12 protein-coding genes, 1 tRNA gene and 1 pseudogene are annotated in these 16,769 nt (G+C 67.9%); 8 read left to right on the top strand and 6 right to left on the bottom strand.

Going from position 1 to position 16,769, the window contains the following annotated elements:
- Positions 1-10 precede the first annotated feature (10 nt).
- Both asnB and VER16_RS17375 read left to right on the top strand, forming a co-directional pair.
- The gene (gene asnB / locus VER16_RS17380; protein ID WP_324810142.1) at positions 11-1,702 is read left to right on the top strand and encodes an asparagine synthase B; all 1,692 of its coding nucleotides are present in this window, start codon (positions 11-13) and stop codon (positions 1,700-1,702) included.
- A 100-nt stretch (positions 1,703-1,802) separates the two neighbouring features.
- The gene (locus VER16_RS17375; protein ID WP_324810140.1) at positions 1,803-3,197 is read left to right on the top strand and encodes a cation:proton antiporter; all 1,395 of its coding nucleotides are present in this window, start codon (positions 1,803-1,805) and stop codon (positions 3,195-3,197) included.
- Between the two features lie 93 nt (positions 3,198-3,290).
- Here VER16_RS17375 and VER16_RS17370 read toward each other — a convergent pair whose 3' ends face one another.
- On the bottom strand, positions 3,291-5,621 hold the full coding sequence (locus tag VER16_RS17370) for a penicillin acylase family protein (protein ID WP_324810138.1): 2,331 nt from the start codon (positions 5,619-5,621) through the stop codon (positions 3,291-3,293).
- A 124-nt stretch (positions 5,622-5,745) separates the two neighbouring features.
- Between VER16_RS17370 and bfr the strand changes: the two genes are divergently transcribed.
- The gene (gene bfr, locus VER16_RS17365) at positions 5,746-6,234 is read left to right on the top strand and encodes a bacterioferritin (RefSeq protein ID WP_116863027.1); all 489 of its coding nucleotides are present in this window, start codon (positions 5,746-5,748) and stop codon (positions 6,232-6,234) included.
- A 223-nt stretch (positions 6,235-6,457) separates the two neighbouring features.
- On the opposite strand, the gene parC is transcribed toward bfr, so the two are convergent.
- Positions 6,458-8,701: a DNA topoisomerase IV subunit A gene (gene parC, locus VER16_RS17360; protein WP_324810134.1), complete on the bottom strand. Its 2,244-nt coding sequence runs from the start codon at positions 8,699-8,701 to the stop codon at positions 6,458-6,460.
- Positions 8,702-8,760: 59 nt separating this feature from the next.
- Positions 8,761-9,669, bottom strand: coding sequence for a helix-turn-helix domain-containing protein (locus VER16_RS17355; protein ID WP_414716069.1), 909 nt, complete (start codon positions 9,667-9,669; stop codon positions 8,761-8,763).
- Between the two features lie 145 nt (positions 9,670-9,814).
- On the opposite strand from VER16_RS17355, the gene VER16_RS17350 reads away from it, so the two are divergent.
- From VER16_RS17350 to emrB, 4 genes are read left to right on the top strand one after another with little or no spacing between them, the layout of a single operon-like run.
- Complete coding sequence (locus VER16_RS17350; RefSeq protein ID WP_108746304.1) at positions 9,815-10,258, top strand: MarR family winged helix-turn-helix transcriptional regulator; 444 nt, start codon at positions 9,815-9,817, stop codon at positions 10,256-10,258.
- Positions 10,255-11,748 carry a multidrug efflux transporter outer membrane subunit EmrC gene (gene emrC / locus VER16_RS17345; protein WP_324810130.1) on the top strand — a complete coding sequence of 498 codons (1,494 nt, stop codon included), beginning with the start codon at positions 10,255-10,257 and terminating at the stop codon, positions 11,746-11,748. Before VER16_RS17350 ends, emrC begins: the two co-directional genes overlap by 4 nt.
- Before the next feature lie 11 nt (positions 11,749-11,759).
- Positions 11,760-12,932, top strand: a complete 1,173-nt coding sequence (gene emrA / locus VER16_RS17340; RefSeq protein WP_324810127.1) for a multidrug efflux MFS transporter periplasmic adaptor subunit EmrA — start codon at positions 11,760-11,762, stop codon at positions 12,930-12,932.
- Positions 12,933-12,939: 7 nt separating this feature from the next.
- Entirely contained in the window at positions 12,940-14,526 is a 1,587-nt protein-coding gene (gene emrB / locus VER16_RS17335; protein ID WP_324810124.1) for a multidrug efflux MFS transporter permease subunit EmrB, read from the top strand.
- 202 nt (positions 14,527-14,728) lie between these two features.
- Here emrB and VER16_RS17330 read toward each other — a convergent pair.
- A tRNA-Leu gene (locus VER16_RS17330) sits at positions 14,729-14,815 on the bottom strand.
- Positions 14,816-14,865: 50 nt separating this feature from the next.
- Positions 14,866-15,765, bottom strand: a complete 900-nt coding sequence (locus tag VER16_RS17325) for a LysR substrate-binding domain-containing protein (RefSeq protein ID WP_324810121.1) — start codon at positions 15,763-15,765, stop codon at positions 14,866-14,868.
- A gap of 96 nt (positions 15,766-15,861) precedes the next feature.
- Between VER16_RS17325 and VER16_RS17320 the strand changes: the two genes are divergently transcribed.
- Positions 15,862-16,608 carry a sulfite exporter TauE/SafE family protein gene (locus VER16_RS17320; RefSeq protein WP_324810119.1) on the top strand — a complete coding sequence of 249 codons (747 nt, stop codon included), beginning with the start codon at positions 15,862-15,864 and terminating at the stop codon, positions 16,606-16,608.
- Between the two features lie 48 nt (positions 16,609-16,656).
- Here the strand turns inward: VER16_RS17320 and VER16_RS19470 are convergent.
- Positions 16,657-16,769 (bottom strand): annotated as a pseudogene (locus VER16_RS19470) (IS110 family transposase); the annotation flags it as partial.

Genomic DNA, 16,769 nt, shown 5'->3' with positions numbered 1-16,769 from the left:
AGCGCCACCCATGTGTTCGATCTTCGGAATCTTCGGCCTGCAGGCCGGTGACGATCTTCCCGCCCTGCGCCGCCACGCGCTGGAGCTGTCGCAGCGGCAACGTCACCGCGGCCCGGACTGGAGCGGCGTGTACCTGGACGAAGGCGCGCTGCTGGTCCACGAGCGCCTGGCCATCGTCGACCCGGCCGGTGGCTCGCAGCCGCTGCTGTCGGCCGACGGCCAGCTGGCCCTGGCGGTCAATGGCGAGATCTACAACCACCAGGCCCTGAAGGCCGCGCTGACCACCGCGTACGACTTCCAGACCGGTTCGGACTGCGAAGTGATCAACGCGCTGTACCGCCAGGGCGGCTCGCCGGCGCAGTGGCTGGAACAGCTCAACGGCATTTTCGCCTTCGCCCTGTGGGACCGCGATGCCGGCCGCGTGCTCGTGGCCCGCGATCCGGTCGGCGTGGTGCCGCTGTACTGGGGCCACGATGCACAGGGGCGCCTGCGCGTGGCCTCGGAAATGAAGGCACTGGTGGATTCCTGCGCCGACGTCGCGCAGTTCCCGCCGGGCCACTACTACGACAGCGCCAGCGGTGAACTGGTGCGTTACTACCAGCAGCCGTGGCGCGAGTACGCCGATGTGGAAGGCCGCCAGGCCGATCTGGCCGAACTGCGCCAGGCCTTCGAACACGCGGTCGAGCGCCAGCTGATGAGCGACGTGCCTTACGGCGTGCTGCTGTCCGGCGGCCTGGATTCCTCGCTGGTGGCAGCCGTGGCCGCACGCTACGCACGCCGCCGCATCGAGGATGGCGGGCAGAGCGAAGCCTGGTGGCCGCGCCTGCATTCGTTCGCGATCGGACTGAAGGGTTCTCCCGACCTGGCTGCTGCCGCCATCGCTGCCGAAGCGCTGGGCACCGTCCACCACGGTTTCGAGTACAGCTTCGAGGAAGGCCTGGACGTGCTGCCGGAAGTGATCCGCCACATCGAGACCTACGACGTCACCACCATCCGCGCCTCCACGCCGATGTTCCTGCTGGCGCGCCGGATCAAGGCGATGGGGGTGAAGATGGTGCTGTCCGGCGAGGGCAGCGACGAGATCTTCGGTGGCTACCTGTACTTCCACAAGGCACCGGATGCGCGCGAATTCCACCAGGAACTGGTACGCAAGCTCGATGCCCTGCACAACTACGACTGCCTGCGCGCCAACAAGTCGATGATGGCCTGGGGCGTGGAGCCGCGCGTGCCGTTCCTCGACCGTGAGTTCCTCGACGTGGCGATGCGTTTCGATGCCGCGCACAAGATGGTCGGTGCCGGTTTCGGGGGCCGCCGCATCGAGAAGGCGGTGCTGCGCGAGGCCTTCGATGGCTACCTGCCCGACAGCATCCTGTGGCGGCAGAAGGAGCAGTTCAGCGATGGCGTCGGCTACGGCTGGATCGATGGCCTGAAGGCGCACGCCGAGGCGCAGGTGAGTGACCGCGTGCTGGCAGCGGCCGACAAGCGCTTCCCGCACAACCCGCCGCAGACCAAGGAGGCGTACTACTACCGCCACCTGTTCGAGCAGTTCTTCCCCAGCCGTGCCGCGGCCGAAACCGTGCCGGGTGGCAAGTCGATCGCCTGTTCCTCGCCGGCCGCGATTGCCTGGGATGCGAGCTTCGCCGCAGCCGCCGATCCGTCCGGCCGCGCCATCGCCGGCGTCCACGAGCAGGCCCTGGCCTAAGCTCAAAAAGGGGACGGAGGGGATTAAGTCGTTTGTTTCACAAACGACTTAATCCCCTCCGTCCCCTTTTTTGTATCATCGGGCCCCTGCACATTGGGGAATGTTCATGGACGTACGGACCGGAGGCAGCGCGACGCCGATGAAGTGGGGATGGCGCTACCTGGCCTGGGCGGCGGTTCCGCTGGCGATCGGCCTGGTGTTGGCGCGCTACGCGGGGCCGGGCGTTCCGTCGGTGGCGGCCAAGGCCGAGGCCGTGGTCGGCAGCGATTGGGCCCACCATCTGTCCTCGCCGCTGGGCCTGTTCCTGCTGCAGCTGCTGGTGCTGCTGCTGGTGGCCAAGGGCGCAGGCGCACTCCTCAAGTATTTCGGCCAGCCGGCGGTGATCGGTGAAATGGCCGCTGGCCTGATGATGGGCCCACTGGTGCTGGGCAGCCTGCTGCCACCGCTGCACGGGGCGTTGTTCCCGGCCGCGTCGCTGGGGCCGCTGGGCATGCTCAGCCAGCTGGGCGTGCTGATGTTCCTGCTGGTGGCCGGTGCCGAACTCGACCTGGGCGCGCTGCGCGGCCGCCGCAAGTTCGCCTTCACCGTCAGCCACGCCGGCATCGCCGTGCCCTTCGTGCTGGGTGTCGGGCTGGCCATCTGGCTGTATCCCGAGCACGGCCCGCAGGGCGTGGGCTTCACCGCCTTCGCGCTGTTCGTCGGCATTTCCATGAGCATCACCGCATTCCCGGTGCTGCTGCGCATCCTGGCCGACCGCGGCATCACGCAGACGCCGCTGGGGCAGACCGCAATCGCGTGCGCTGCCCTGGGCGACGCCACGGCGTGGTGCATGCTGGCGCTGATCGTGGCCGCCGCGCAGGCGACGGGATGGTTGCCAGCCAGCCTCAACCTGGTCTGTGTGGTGTTGTTCGTCGCGCTGATGCTGGGTGCGGTGAAGCCGTGGTTCGCACGCCAGCAGATCGCTGCCGGGCGCGAAGGCCGCTGGCTGCTGGGCATCCTGTTGCTGTCGCTGGCCAGCGCGCTGGTGACCGAGGTACTGGGCATCCATGCACTGTTTGGCGCGTTCGCGGCCGGCGTGGCGGTGTCATCCAACGCGCAGCTGCGCGAGCTGCTGGTGGCCAAGGTCGAACCGTTCGCCGTGACCCTGCTGCTGCCGTTGTTCTTTGCCATGACCGGCCTGCGCATGCGTGCCGATGCGTTGCAGACCAGCGATGTCCTGCTGTGCGGGGTGGTGATCGTGGTGGCCACGGCCGGCAAGCTGCTGGGCACCTGGAGTGCCGCGCGCAGCACCGGCATGGAGAGTCGCGAGGCCTGGCGCCTGGGGGCGTTGATGAACACCCGTGGCCTGATGGAGCTGATCGTGCTCAACCTCGGCTACGAACTGGGCCTGCTGGGCGACCGCCTGTTCGCGGTGCTGGTGATCATGGCGCTGGTGACCACGGCGATGACCGGACCGCTGTTGAACCTGATCGAACGGCGCCGCACCGCGCGGTAGCTCTTGTAGAGTCGAGCTTGCTCGACTGAGCCGGAACCAGCCGAGCATGGCTCGGCTCTACAACAAAGCAGTCGAGCAAGCTCGACGCTACAGTTACTTGTTCGGCACCAGCTTCAATACATGCTGCGCCTTGCCCGGCAGGAACGGGGTCGGGCGGCCATGCACCCAGTCCTCGTGGCCGGCGCCCCAGTAGGGCGACAGTGGGTGGCCGCTCTGGCCGCCGGGCATGTGCACGATGCCATCGGCTTCATGGCCGGGCGACACCACCATGCGCTGCGAGGCACCGAAGCTCGGCCCCTGCACACGCGGCATGTCGCGGTCGCCAGGCAGCTGATCGGCCGGCATGCACAGCCAGCGGCGGGTGAAGGCGGGCAGGGCACGCGAGACCGGGTGGCAGATGTCGGCCACATTGCGCTCGCCCCAGGTGCGCTGCTGCAGCGGTCCCTGCTGGCCCAGGTCGGCTTCCAGCGTGTGCGCGGCCCCAGCCAGCAGTGCATCCCAGCTGTCCACGCCGGGCGGCAGCAGGTTGGCCGGGCGCTGTTCCAGCATCGGCCAGACCATGCCTTCCAGCTGCGCAAGCCGCGGCGGCAGGTAGTCCTTATCCAGGCGCGCCTTGGCCGGTGCCAGCAGCGCGCTTTCGATGGCATCGAGCACCTCGCCACGGAAACCGCGCACGAGGCGGTAGCTGGTTGAATTGGCCGAGGCACGCGCGTCCCAGTGTTCACTGGCAGCGGCCAGCCGCTTCAATGACGGGTCGTCGCTGCGTGCAGCGGTGTCCTGCAGCAGCACCCACCAGCGCTGCAGGAACACGGCGCGGTCGTCGAGCTGGATCGCCAGCAGGTCGTGTTCGTCGAACCTGTCCTGGCTGGCCAGCAGGTTGCGGATCTGCTGGCCGCGCGCACCCAGGTCATAGCCGGCGTTGCCGACCACGGCCAGGGTGGCATCGTCGACGACGCGGCTGTTGGCGGTCCACAGGCGCTGCCCGGGCGGATCGATCAGGGCCGGCGCGGCATCGCTGCGGATCGGCCACGGCGCGCAGTCTGCGGTGCTCTGCACGCTGTTGAAGCCTTGCGGCACGCAGCCGGGGCCGCGATCGGGGCGGGCACCCACCAGGCGCCATGCGATGCGGCCGGTGCTGTCAGCGATGACCAGGTTCTGCGCGGGAATGCCGGCGTGGTCGGCTGTCTTCAGGGCCTGGTCGAGGTCGCCGGCGCGGGCCATGTCGGCGAAGTCCATGCGCACCGCGCCGGGCAGGTGGGCGACCCAGCGCAGGGCATCGCCGCTGCCGTCGGCGTGGGTGTGCAGGATCGGTCCCCAGGCGGTTTCGCGCACCGGGAAGAGCACATCGGGCTTGCCTGCCACGACGATGCGTTCCTGGTGCACGGTCACCGCTGCATTGGCCGGCTCACGGCGGAAGTCGGCGGTGTCGATGTAGCTGTTGGTGAAGCCCCAGGCCACGTGCCCGTTGCTGCCGACGATGACCGCCGGCACGCCCGGCAGCGAGAAGCCGCTGACATCGACCTGGCCGCCAGGCGCTTTCGGGTCCGGATAGCGCAGGCGCACGCGGAACCAGAGGCTGGGCGCACGCAGGCCAAGGTGCATGTCGTCGGCGACGATGGCGCGGCCGTCGGCGGTGAGCGCACCGGCCACGGCGAAATTGTTGCTGCCGACCGCATCGGCTTCGGCGGCAGGTGCGGTGGGCGCGGACGCCAGCGCGCGCAGGTGCAGCTGCGTGGCATCGGGCAGCACCGCATCGCCGCGCGGTTCGCCCTGCAGGGGCGCGTCCCAGCTGCTGCCATCGTGGGCCAGCAGTGCGTACAGGGCAGGCGGCACCACATCGCGGATGCGGCTCAGCGCCAGCTCGTTCTGGTTGCCCGGGTCCTGCAGGTCGGCATACATCGCAAGCCCGGCCAGCACGCTGTCGCTGGCCTGCCAGGGGGCGGGCGACTGCCGCAGCAGCAGGTAGGCCCAGGGCCGTACCGACAGATCGGCCAGGCCCGCGTTGACGCCATCCACGTAGGCGCGCACCGCCTGCGGGTTGTCGCCCAGCGCAACGTCCAGGTGGGCCTCGGTGCGCGCGCGCAGCCGATGCACGCGCATGCGCGTGTCGGCGTCGATGGCCAGCGGCCCGAACAGCGCCGACAGTTCACCGGCGGCGCTGCGGCGCATCAGGTCCATCTCGAAGTAGCGTTCCTGCGCATGCACGTGGCCCAGGGCGCGCATGGCATCGGCCTGGCTGCCGGCGGTGATGGTCACCACTCCCAGCGCATCGCGTTCGACGCTGACCGGCGCGGCCAGCCCGGGCAGCGCCCGGTCACCGTCCAGTTCCGCCAGGCTGCCGCGCAGCAGCAGCCACAGGACCAGTGCGGTGGCCAGCACGATGGCGATGAGCACAGCCGGTATCCAACGCCAGGTACGTCGCATTGCAGGTCCTTTGGGCACGCGAGGGGGAAGTGTAGCCGCAGGCGCAACTGCGACTGATTCCGATTAGATCACCGTATTTTGAAATGCGGCACCCTATGCCGCATCGATCCACAGGAGCACCCCCATGAAAGGCAACCCGGACGTCATCGCCTGCCTGAAGGAACTGCTGCGCGGCGAGCTTGCTGCCCGTGACCAGTACTTCATCCATTCCCGTCGCTACGAGGACCAGGGCCTGTTCGCGCTGTACGAACGCCTGAACCACGAGATGGAAGAGGAAACCCAGCACGCCGACGCGCTGCTGCGCCGCATCCTGTTCCTGGGGGGCGACCCGGACATGCGCCCGCATGCCACCGAGCCGGGCAGGACCGTGGAGGAGATGCTGCAGAAGGATCTCGATACTGAATACGCAGTCCGCAACAATCTCGCCGCCGGCATGAAGCTGTGCGAGGAGAAGGGCGACTACGTGAGCCGCGACATGCTGCTGGCGCAGTTGAAGGACACCGAGGAAGACCACGCCTGGTGGCTGGAGCAGCAGCTGGGCCTGATCAAGCGCATCGGCCTGGAGCTGTACCAGCTGAGCAAGATCGACGGCAACGGCGCCCCGGCGCACTGACCCGGCACCGCGCTTGGGGTAGAGCCGACCGTTGGTCGGCTCTACCAGGTGCAGAAGCAACGTCGCCCGCCAGCACCGGAGCACCGCGAGCCAGCCTTCGCCAGCCAGCCGCTCCACCGCCCGCCAGCCGACAAACGAAAAAGCCGGGGAATCCCCGGCTTTTTCGTGTCTGGCGTCCGCCAAAGCGTGTCAACCAAGGTTGACACCTACCAGGGGCGGTGCGTCATTCCACCGACAACCCTTCCACCTTCTGCCAGCCGCGCGGCAGCAGATGCCCGCGCGTGGCACGGGCGCCGAGGTAGGCGTCCAGCTCGTTGAACTTCAGGCCCATGGTGCGCTGGCCGCTGCGCACCTGCAGGGTCTGGCCCGGGCTGATCGCCACGATGGCGACCACACGCTCGGTGGCGAGCTTGGCCTTGGGGATCTCGATGATCTTGTTGCCCTTGCCCTTGTCCAGTTCCGGCAGGTCGTTGGCGGCAATGGCCAGCAGGTTGCCCGAGCTGGTCACCGCCACGATGCGGTCGGTGGCCACGTTGGCCACGGCCGACGGGGTCAGCACAGAGGAACCGGACGACAGGTTCAGCATCGCCTTGCCGGCCTTGTTGCGGCCGATCAGGTTCTCGAAGCGGGTGACGAAGCCGTAACCGTGGCTGGAGGCCAGCACGAAGCGGGCATCCGGTTCGGCGCTGGCCAGGGTCACGAAGCTGGTGCCCGGTGCCGGCGAGAAGCGGCCGGTCAGCGGTTCACCGTTGCCACGTGCCGAGGGCAGGGTGTGCACCGGCGTCGAGTAGGCGCGGCCTTCGCTGTCCAGGAAGGCAACCTGCTGGGTGCTGCGCGCGCGCACCGAACCCTGCAGGGCATCACCATCGCGGTAGGACAGGGTGGACGCATCGATGTCGTGGCCCTTGGCCGCGCGGATCCAGCCCTTCTCCGACAGCACGACGGTCATCGGCTCGCTCGGCACCAGTTCGGTCTCGTCGATGGCCTGCGCAGCCTGTCGCTGCACCAGCGGCGAACGGCGGGCATCGCCGAACTTCTTCGCGTCAGCGGTCAGTTCGTCGCGGATCAGCTTCTTCAGCTTGGCCTTGCTGTCGAGGATGCCGAGGATCTTCTCGCGCTCCTTGGCCAGCTCGTCCTGCTCGCCGCGGATCTTCATTTCTTCCAGGCGGGCCAGCTGCTTCAGCTTGGTTTCCAGGATGTACTCGGCCTGGTCTTCGGACAGGCCGAAGCGCGCGATCAGCGCTGCCTTCGGTTCGTCCTCGGTACGGATGATGTGGATCACCTCGTCCAGGTTGAGGAAGGCCACCAGCAGGCCTTCCAACAGGTGCAGGCGGCGCTCCACCTTCTGCAGGCGGTGCTGCAGGCGGCGGGTGACGGTGCTGCTGCGGAAGGCCAGCCATTCGCTGAGCAGCATCTTCAGGTTCTTCACCTGCGGACGGCCATCCAGCCCGATCACGTTGAGGTTGACGCGGTAGCTGCGCTCCATGTCCGTGGTGGCGAACAGGTGGCCCATCAGCTGGTCGGCGTCGACGCGGTTGGAGCGCGGCACCAGCACCACGCGCACCGGGTTGGCGTGGTCGGATTCATCGCGGATGTCTTCCAGCCACGGCAGCTTCTTGGCGCGCATCTGCGCGGCAATCTGCTCGATCACCTTCGACGGCGACACCTGGAACGGCAGCGCGGTGACCACCACGTTGTGCGCTTCCTTGGTGAAGGTCGCACGTGCACGCACGCTGCCGTTGCCGGTCTCGTACATGTTCCGCAGGTCGCTGGCGGAGGTGATGATCTCGGCAGTCGATGGATAGTCCGGGCCCTTCACGTGCTCGCACAGGTCGCGCACGCTGGCATCGGGATCATCCAGCAGGTGCAGCAGGGCGCTGACGATCTCGTTGAGGTTGTGCGGCGGCACGTCGGTGGCCATGCCCACCGCGATGCCGGTGGTGCCGTTCAGCAGCAGGTGCGGCAGGCGTGCCGGCATCCAGGTCGGCTCCTGCAGGGTGCCGTCGAAGTTCGGCGCCCAGTCGGTGGTGCCCTGGCCCAGCTCGCCCAGCAGCACTTCGGCAATCGGGGTCAGCTTGGATTCGGTGTAGCGCATCGCCGCGAACGACTTCGGGTCGTCGCTGGAGCCGAAGTTGCCCTGGCCCTCGATCAGCGGGTAGCGGTAGGAGAACGGCTGGGCCATCAGCACCAGCGCCTCGTAGCACGCGCTGTCGCCATGCGGGTGGTACTTACCGATGACGTCACCGACGGTGCGCGCGGACTTCTTCGGCTTGGACGCGGCATTCAGGCCCAGCTCGCTCATCGAATAGATGATGCGGCGCTGCACCGGCTTCAGGCCGTCGCCGATGAATGGCAGCGCACGGTCCAGGACCACGTACATGGAGTAGTCGAGGTAAGCGCGTTCGGCGTACTCGCGCAGCGGCAGTTGTTCGAAACCGTGGAACACGGGGCGGGCAGGTTCGGTCATGCGGCGTTGTTACCTATGTCGGGAGGCGAAGACGGCGGTCGGCGCTCTCAATGCACTGATTATCCGGATGCGGCGGGGGATGCCAAGCCACGTGCAGGGTCCAGCCCCGTTTCCAGGCCATGGCCGACCCGCGCCAGGTAGCGCCCGGGCGGCAGCCCGAAGTGGCGGCGGAACACGGTGACGAAGGCGCTGGCGCTGCTGAAGCCCAGCGCGTGGGCGATATCGGCCACGCTGCGGCCCTCGCTGAGCTGGCGCAGGGCCTCGGCCAGCCGGGCCTGCTGCCGCCATTGGGCGAAGCTGAGGGTGGTCTCGTCGCGGAAATGGCGGGTCAGGCTGCGCGGCGACAGGCCGGCCCAGTGCGCCCATTCGGCCAGGCTGCGCTCGTCGGATGGCTCGGACAGCAGCTGCGAGGCGATCTTCAGCAGGCGGCGGTCGCGCGGCATCGGCAGGTGCATGCGCTGGCGCGGCGCGGTGCGGATCTCATCGTGCATGACACTGATGATGTGCTCGCGGTCGGCGCTGAGGGCGTAGTCCAGCGGCCACTCGCAGATCCGCTCGGCCACGGCCTGGGCCAGCTTGGACAGGCCCAGCACGCAGGGGTCGGAGGGCAGGCCGGCGCAGGCCGGCTCGGCCAGGGCCATGCCCCAGCCACGCATCGGGCCGTCCAGGCTGACCGTGTGCGGTTCCAGCGGCGGCATCCAGCCGGCGGTGCCCGGGGCCAGCGACCAGGTGCCATGCGAGGTGCGGGTGGTCAGCAGGCCGCGTTCGACGTAGATCAGCTGCGCCCGGGCGTGGTGGTGCCAGTCCACTTCACGGGCCAGCCCCTGCGGGCTGTCGAAGCGGAAACCGATGACCGGCGGGCCATCGTTGCGCTCGAACCAGTCCATCGCGACCTCGCGGAGCAGGGTGGGCGGGCCCGGTTCACCGGCAGTCACGATAGGCGGCGGTGGCTGGAATGTGACATTCATTGGCTGGATTGTACTACCGGGCCACATCCGCAGGCCATTAAGGTAGGCGCCTTCACTGATCGAGCCCGTTGTTGCAACACAGCATTCGATGCCAGATCGAATATTTCCATTGAGAAATATTTTTTTTGGAAGAAAATGCTCCCCCATGATCTGTCCGTCCTCCAACCCCCCCAGCTTCGGTCTGCTGCTGCGCCAGGTGCGCGACGGCCTGGTCCGCCAGCTCGACGCGTCCATGGCCGAAGAAGACCTCGGCATCGGCTTCACCCATTACATCGGCCTGAAGCTGCTGGCCCGCATGGCCCCGTGCACCGCCAACGAACTGGCCCAGGCCATCGACCAGGTGCCCAGCGCGGTCACCCGCCTGCTGGACAAGCTGGAAGCCCTGGGCTGCGTGCGCCGCGAGCCGCACAGCCAGGACCGGCGGGCCCTGCAGATTGTTCTGACCGATGAAGGCCGTGCCCTCTGGGCGCGCCTGCAGAAGCGCGGCGACGCGGTGATGGACTTCGCCCTGCGCGACCTGTCCGCCGACGAACGCACGCTGCTGCTGTCCCTCCTGACCCGAATCCGCGATTCCCTGACGACCCCATGAACCCGATCCCGCATCCCACTCTCCGCCGGTCCGGGCGCGCGCTGCTGGTTTCAGCGCTGGCCTTGGCCCTGGCCGCCTGCGCCAGCAGCCGTGGCCTGAACCCGCAGGGCCACGTGCTCGACGTGGACAGCCTGCACAGCGAGCGCACGCTGGCCGACAGCGACCTGAGCGCCACCGGCTTCCCGGCCCAGGACTGGTGGAAGGCGCTGGGCGATCCCCAGCTCGACGCCCTCATCAGCGAAGGCCTGGCCGGCCACCCGAGCCTGGACGCGGCCGATGCGCGCCTGCGCCAGGCCCAGTCGCAGGTCAGGACCAGCCGTGCCGAGCGCCTGCCCAGCCTGTCGGTGTCCGGTGGCTACACCGGCCTGCGCCTGCCCGAATCCATGCTCGGCGACGAGCTGGGCGGCCGCTACGGCGGCAGCAGCCAGGTCGCCTTCAACTTCAGCTACGGCGTTGACCTGTGGGGCGGCAAGCGCGCTGCCTGGGAAGCCGCCGTTGACGGTGCCCACGCGGCGACCGTGGATGCGCAGGCCGCACGCCTGAACCTGTCCGCCGGCATTGCCCAGGCCTACACCGAACTGGCCTATGCCTGGCAGCTCAACGACGTGGCCGAGCAGGAACTGACGCGCTCGCAGAAGTCGCTGGAGCTGACCCGCCAGCGCCGCAGCGCCGGCATCGACAGCGATCTGCAGGTGCGCCAGGCTGAAGCCCGGGTGCCGGCCGCGCAGCAGCAGCTGCTGGCCGCGCAGCAGCGCATCGACGCCGCCCGCACCGCACTGGCCGCGCTGGTCGGCAAGGGCCCGGACCGTGGCCTGTCGATCGAACGCCCGCAGGTGCTGAACCCGCTGGCCCTGCAGCTGCCGGGCGTGCTGCCCAGCGAACTGCTCGGCCGTCGCCCGGACATCGTCGCCGCGCGCTGGCGCGTGGAAGCGGCCGAAAAGCAGATCAAGGTCGCCAAGACCAAGTTCTACCCGAGCTTCAACCTGACCGCGCTGGCCGGCGTGGTCGCCCCGAACGTGGGCGACCTGCTGAAGAGCAGCTCCACCTTTGCCTACATCGGCCCGGCGCTGAGCCTGCCGATCTTCGAAGGCGGCAAGCTGCGCGCCAACCTGGACAACACCGACGCGCAGTACGACCTGGCGGTGGCCAACTACAACCAGTCCGTGCTGGACGCGCTGCGCGACGTGGCCGACCAGGTCAACGCGGTGCGCTCGCTGGCCCAGCAGGCGCAGGCGCAGCAGCAGGCGGTGGACACCGCCCACGCGGCGTTCGACCTGGCCCAGCAGCGTTACCGCGCCGGCATCGGCAGCTACCTGGACGTGCTCAGCGCGCAGTCCATCCTGCTGCAGTCGCAGCAGCAGCTGGCCGGCCTGCAGTCGCAGCAGGTGCAGACCTCGGTGCGCCTGAGCAAGGCACTGGGCGGAGGTTTCCAGCCCACTGACGCCGACGCCGCACCGATCGCCTCCCATTCCGATTCCTCGCATTCCTGAAGACCCACGCCATGAGCCAGACCCAAGACACCGCGGCCCCGGCCGCCTCCAACCGCCGCGGCAACCTGCTGCGCGGCCTGTTCGTCATCGTCGTGCTGCTGCTTGCCGCACTGGCGCTGTGGTACTTCATGTTCGGTCGCTGGTTCGAAGAAACCGACGATGCCTACGTGCAGGGCAACCAGGTGCAGATCACCCCGCTGGTGGCCGGTACCGTGGTCGCCATCAATGTCGATGACGGCATGCGAGTCGAGCGCGGCCAGCTGCTGGTGCAGCTGGACCCGGCCGACACCTCCGTCGCCCTGCAGCAGGCCGAAGCCAACCTGGCCAAGACCGTGCGCCAGACCCGCGGCCTTTACCGCAGCGTGGAAGGCGCGCAGGCGGATCTGAACGCCCGCCAAGTGACCCTGAAGCGCGTGCGTGAGGACTTCGCCCGCCGCAAGGACCTGGCCGCTACCGGCGCCATCTCCAATGAAGAACTGGCCCACGCCCGCGACGAGCTGGCTGCAGCCGAAGCCGCCGTGGCCGGTTCGCGCGAGACCGTCGAGCGCAACCGCGCGCTGGTCGATGACACCGTCATTGCCACGCAGCCGGACGTGCTGGCCGCTGCCGCGCAGCTGCGCCAGGCCTTCCTCAACAATGCCCGCGCCGGCATCGTCGCGCCGGTCACCGGCTATGTCGCCCGTCGTTCGGTGCAGGTGGGCCAGCGCGTGCAGCCAGGCAATGCCCTGATGGCCGTGGTGCCGACCGAGCAGATGTGGGTGGAAGCCAACTTCAAGGAAACCCAGCTGCGCCACATGCGCCTGGGCCAGGAAGTGGAGCTGAAGTCGGACCTGTACGCCGGTGACGTGAAGTACAAGGGGCGCATCCAGAGCCTGGGCCTGGGCACCGGCTCGGCGTTCTCGCTGCTGCCGGCGCAGAACGCCAGCGGCAACTGGATCAAGATCGTGCAGCGCGTGCCGGTGCGCATCGCCATCGATGCCAAGCAGCTGGCCGAACACCCGCTGCGCATTGGCCTGTCGATGAAGGCTGAAGTGAGCCTGCGCGACCAGAAGGGCGAAGTGCTGCCGACCGCCGTTGCCAAGGGCACGGTGTTCGACACCGACGTGTATGCAAAGCAGCTGCATGATGCCGACGAGGTGATCCACACGATCATCGAAGGCAACCTGCCGGCGAACGCGGGCTGAGGTCGACATGTCCGCACAAGCTCCAGCTGCGCCCGGCACTCCGGGCGCACCGGCGGCGCCGGGTGCGGCCTCCGGGTTCCTGCCGCCCAGCGTGGCCCTGTGCACCGTCGGCCTGGCGATGGCCTCGTTCATGCAGGTGCTCGACACCACCATCGCCAACGTCTCGCTGCCCACCATCGCCGGCAACCTCGGCGCCAGTTCGCAGCAGGCGACCTGGGTCATCACCTCGTTCGCGGTCAGCACGGCCATCGCGCTGCCGCTGACCGGCTGGCTCAGCCGCCGCTTCGGCGAACGCAAGCTGTTCATCTGGGCCACCCTGGCCTTCGTCATCACCTCGCTGCTGTGCGGCCTGGCGCAGAGCATGGGCATGCTGGTGCTGTCGCGCGCACTGCAGGGCTTCGTGGCCGGGCCGATGTACCCGATCACGCAGTCGCTGCTGGTGTCCATCTACCCACGCGAGAAACGCGGGCAGGCGCTGGCGCTGCTGGCGATGATCACCGTGGTGGCGCCCATCTGCGGGCCCATCCTCGGCGGTTGGATCACCGATAACTACAGCTGGGAATGGATCTTCCTGATCAACGTGCCACTGGGCGTGTTTGCCGCGCTGGTGGTGGGCAACCAGTTGAAGGGGCGCCCGGAGCACATTGAAAAGCCGAAAATGGACTACGTCGGCCTGATCACCCTGGTGATCGGCGTGGGCGCGCTGCAGCTGGTGCTCGACCTGGGCAACGACGAAGACTGGTTCTCCTCGACCAAGATCGTGGTGCTTGCCTGCGTGGCCGTGGTGGCGCTGGCGGTGTTCCTGATCTGGGAGCTGACCGACAAGGATCCCATCGTCGACCTGAAGCTGTTCCGTCACCGCAACTTCCGCGCCGGTACGCTGGCGATGGTGGTGGCCTATGCGGCGTTCTTCAGCGTGTCGCTGCTGATCCCGCAGTGGCTGCAGCGTGACATGGGCTACACCGCCATCTGGGCGGGGTTGGCGACGGCGCCGATCGGCATCCTGCCGGTGATCATGACGCCGTTCGTGGGCAAGTACGCCTCGCGCTTCGACATGCGAATGATCGCTTCGTTCGCGTTCGTGTTCCTGTCGTTCACCAGCTTCATGCGCTCGGACTTCAACCTGCAGGTGGACTACGCGCACGTGGCCGGCGTGCAGCTGATCATGGGTATTGGCGTGGCGCTGTTCTTCATGCCGGTGCTGCAAATCCTGCTGTCGGACCTGGACGGTCGCGAGATCGCCGCAGGTTCGGGCCTGGCCACGTTCCTGCGTACGCTGGGTGGCAGCTTCGCCGCATCGCTGACCACGTGGCTGTGGGCACGCCGTACCCAGGTGCACCATGCCGACCTGACCGAACACATCTCGGCCTACCAGCCAGGCATGCAGGACCAGGTGGCAGCGATGGGGCAGGGCAACCTGCAGAACGGTGCAGCGGTGCTCAACAACATGATCAACCACCAGGCATCGCAGATGGGCTTCAACGACATCTTCTTCCTGCTGGGCTGGGTGTTCCTGGCGATCATCGCGTTCCTGTGGCTGGCCAAGCCGCCGTTCGGTGCCGGTGCCGGTGCGGCGTCTGCCGGCGGGCATTGATCGATCGTTGTGGATGAAAAACAAAACCCCGCCGGAAGGCGGGGTTTCTGTTTGTGGCGCATCCACGCATGGCGTGGATCTACTGCGGGTTTGATCATCCAGTAGATCCACGCCATGCGTGGATGGGCCCCGCACCCGCGTAATTCCCAAACGCTGGACATGAAAAAACCCGCTTTCGCGGGTTTGATCATTTGCTGAGTCATGGTGCCCAGGAGAGGACTCGAACCTCCACGAAGTTGCCCCCGCTAGCACCTGAAGCTAGTGCGTCTACCAATTCCGCCACCTGGGCGACTCAGGAAACGAATTATGGGGAACGACTGAGGATGTGTCAACAACATTTCACGCTTTTTTCTGCGGCGGTACGCCGAGGTGCTGCAGCAGGCTGCGCATCGCCGGTGACAAGCGCGTCCAGTCGGCGAAGCATGCGCACAGGCGACGCTGCGCCCAGGCATCGGCAAGCGCTACCGCGACGGTGTGCGTGCTGCGCCGATGCTGCCGCGCGATCGTCTTCGGCACGATGCCCACGCCGATGCCATGGCCGACCATCGTGCACAGCCCTTCGAAGGTTTTCATGCGGATGCGCACATCGAGCCGGCGTCCTGCCTCGCCTGCGAGTTCCTCCACGTAGGTCTGCAGTGCATTGCCATCGGCCAAGGCCACGAAGGTCTCGCCCAGCACGTCAACGAAGTCGAGCGAACGTCGGGCAGCGAGCCGGTGGCCGGCAGGCAGCAGCATCACCAGCGGATCCTCGGACACCACGTGCCGATGCAGGCCATCGGCGGGAACGGCATCGCTGATGATGCCGGCTTCGGCCTGGCCGGCGCTGAGTGCGCGCACGACGTCGGTGCTGGTTCGCTCGTGCAGTTCCACGTGCAGGCGCGGGCGCTGCGCCAGCCAGGGGGCCAGCCGGGAGGGCAGGTAGTTGGTCAGCGCGGCGGTGTTGGCGTACAGATGCAGGGTGCCGCGCGCGCCGTGGGCGAAGGCTTCCATCTCGCCACGCAGCTGCGCCTGCTGCTGCAGGATCAGTCGCGCGTGGTGGGCGAGGGCAGCACCGGCTTCGGTCAGGCTGACCCCGCGCGGATGCCGGTTGAGCAGGGCGGTGCCGGCATCCGCTTCAATCGCGCGCAGGCGTTCGCTGGCCGAGCCCAGTGCCAGGTTGGCCAGCGCGGCGCCGGCGGTGATGCTGCCGGCATCGGCTACCGCGAGGAACAGGCGCAGGTCGGCGATGTCCATCCGCATATCGAGTGCTCCGGTGGGGCCTGCCTTCGGCTGGTCCGAAGGCTGTGGCGGCAAGACCGCATTGTGCGCCCGCGCAGCGCCCGCTCCAATGGCGGCATGAACGAGACGATGTGCTTCTATGGATTGCTGGTGGTGGTGTTCGTGCTGGCCGGCGTGGTCAAGGGCGTGACCGGCATGGGGCTGCCGACGGTGGCGATGGGCCTGCTGGGTGGCGCGTTGTCGCCGGTGGCAGCGGCGTCGATGCTGTTCATTCCCACCTTCGTCACCAATGCGTGGCAGCTGCTTTCCGGTCCATCGCTGGGCCCTACCGTGCGAAGATTGTGGCCGATGATGTTGGCGGTGGTGGTGGTCACGCTGGGATCGGCCGCGTTGCTGGTGCGGGTGGATCGCACCTGGTCGCGGGTGGCGCTGGGCGTGGCGCTGGTGGTGTATGCGCTGTACGCGCTGGTGGCGCCGGTGTTCCGTGTGCCGCAGCGGCGCGAGCGGTGGTTGGGGCCGTTGGTCGGTGCGATATCCGGCGTGGTGACCGGGGCCACCGGTGTGTTCGTGATGCCGGCGGTGCCGTACCTGCAATCGCTGGGCATGCAGCGCGAGGAACTGGTGCAGGCGCTGGGCCTGGCGTTCACCGTGTCGACCATTTCGCTGACCACCGGCTTGGTGATCCACGGTGCGTTTGGTGTGCAGCAGCTGGGGTTGAGCGCATTGGCGGTGGTGCCGGCGCTGCTGGGCATGTGGCTGGGGCAGGTGATCCGCCAGCGCATCAGCGCACGGGCGTTCCGCGTGTGTTTCCTGGGCTTCCTGCTGCTGCTCGGGTTGGAGCTGGTGCTGCGGCCGTTGTTCTGAAGGGCGTCCGCGCCCGGCGTTTGTAGAGTCGAGATCCTATGTTCGTGGTCAAGCCTGCTGGAAGCAGGCTTGCCCCACCTTCAGCATGCTCGGGTCAAAGTCCCGGCCGCTCTTGAAGACGCCCCACGCGATTCTGGCCAGCTTTCTGGCCAGGATGTTGA

This window comes from Stenotrophomonas sp., assembly GCF_035634915.1.
GTDB lineage: Bacteria > Pseudomonadota > Gammaproteobacteria > Xanthomonadales > Xanthomonadaceae > Stenotrophomonas.
The sequence above is the reverse complement of the archived record's forward strand: the minus strand, read 5'-3'. Positions and strand labels throughout refer to the sequence as shown.

Bases quoted from the DNA above. Each gene is read 5' to 3' on its own strand.
- asnB (WP_324810142.1), top strand. From the start codon at position 11: ATGTGTTCGATCTTCGGAATCTTCGGCCTGCAGGCCGGTGACGATCTT.
- VER16_RS17375 (WP_324810140.1), top strand. From the start codon at position 1,803: ATGTTCATGGACGTACGGACCGGAGGCAGCGCGACGCCGATGAAGTGG.
- VER16_RS17370 (WP_324810138.1), bottom strand. From the start codon at position 5,621: ATGCGACGTACCTGGCGTTGGATACCGGCTGTGCTCATCGCCATCGTG.
- bfr (WP_116863027.1), top strand. From the start codon at position 5,746: ATGAAAGGCAACCCGGACGTCATCGCCTGCCTGAAGGAACTGCTGCGC.
- parC (WP_324810134.1), bottom strand. From the start codon at position 8,701: ATGACCGAACCTGCCCGCCCCGTGTTCCACGGTTTCGAACAACTGCCG.
- VER16_RS17355 (WP_414716069.1), bottom strand. From the start codon at position 9,669: ATGAATGTCACATTCCAGCCACCGCCGCCTATCGTGACTGCCGGTGAA.
- VER16_RS17350 (WP_108746304.1), top strand. From the start codon at position 9,815: ATGATCTGTCCGTCCTCCAACCCCCCCAGCTTCGGTCTGCTGCTGCGC.
- emrC (WP_324810130.1), top strand. From the start codon at position 10,255: ATGAACCCGATCCCGCATCCCACTCTCCGCCGGTCCGGGCGCGCGCTG.
- emrA (WP_324810127.1), top strand. From the start codon at position 11,760: ATGAGCCAGACCCAAGACACCGCGGCCCCGGCCGCCTCCAACCGCCGC.
- emrB (WP_324810124.1), top strand. From the start codon at position 12,940: ATGTCCGCACAAGCTCCAGCTGCGCCCGGCACTCCGGGCGCACCGGCG.
- VER16_RS17325 (WP_324810121.1), bottom strand. From the start codon at position 15,765: ATGCGGATGGACATCGCCGACCTGCGCCTGTTCCTCGCGGTAGCCGAT.
- VER16_RS17320 (WP_324810119.1), top strand. From the start codon at position 15,862: ATGAACGAGACGATGTGCTTCTATGGATTGCTGGTGGTGGTGTTCGTG.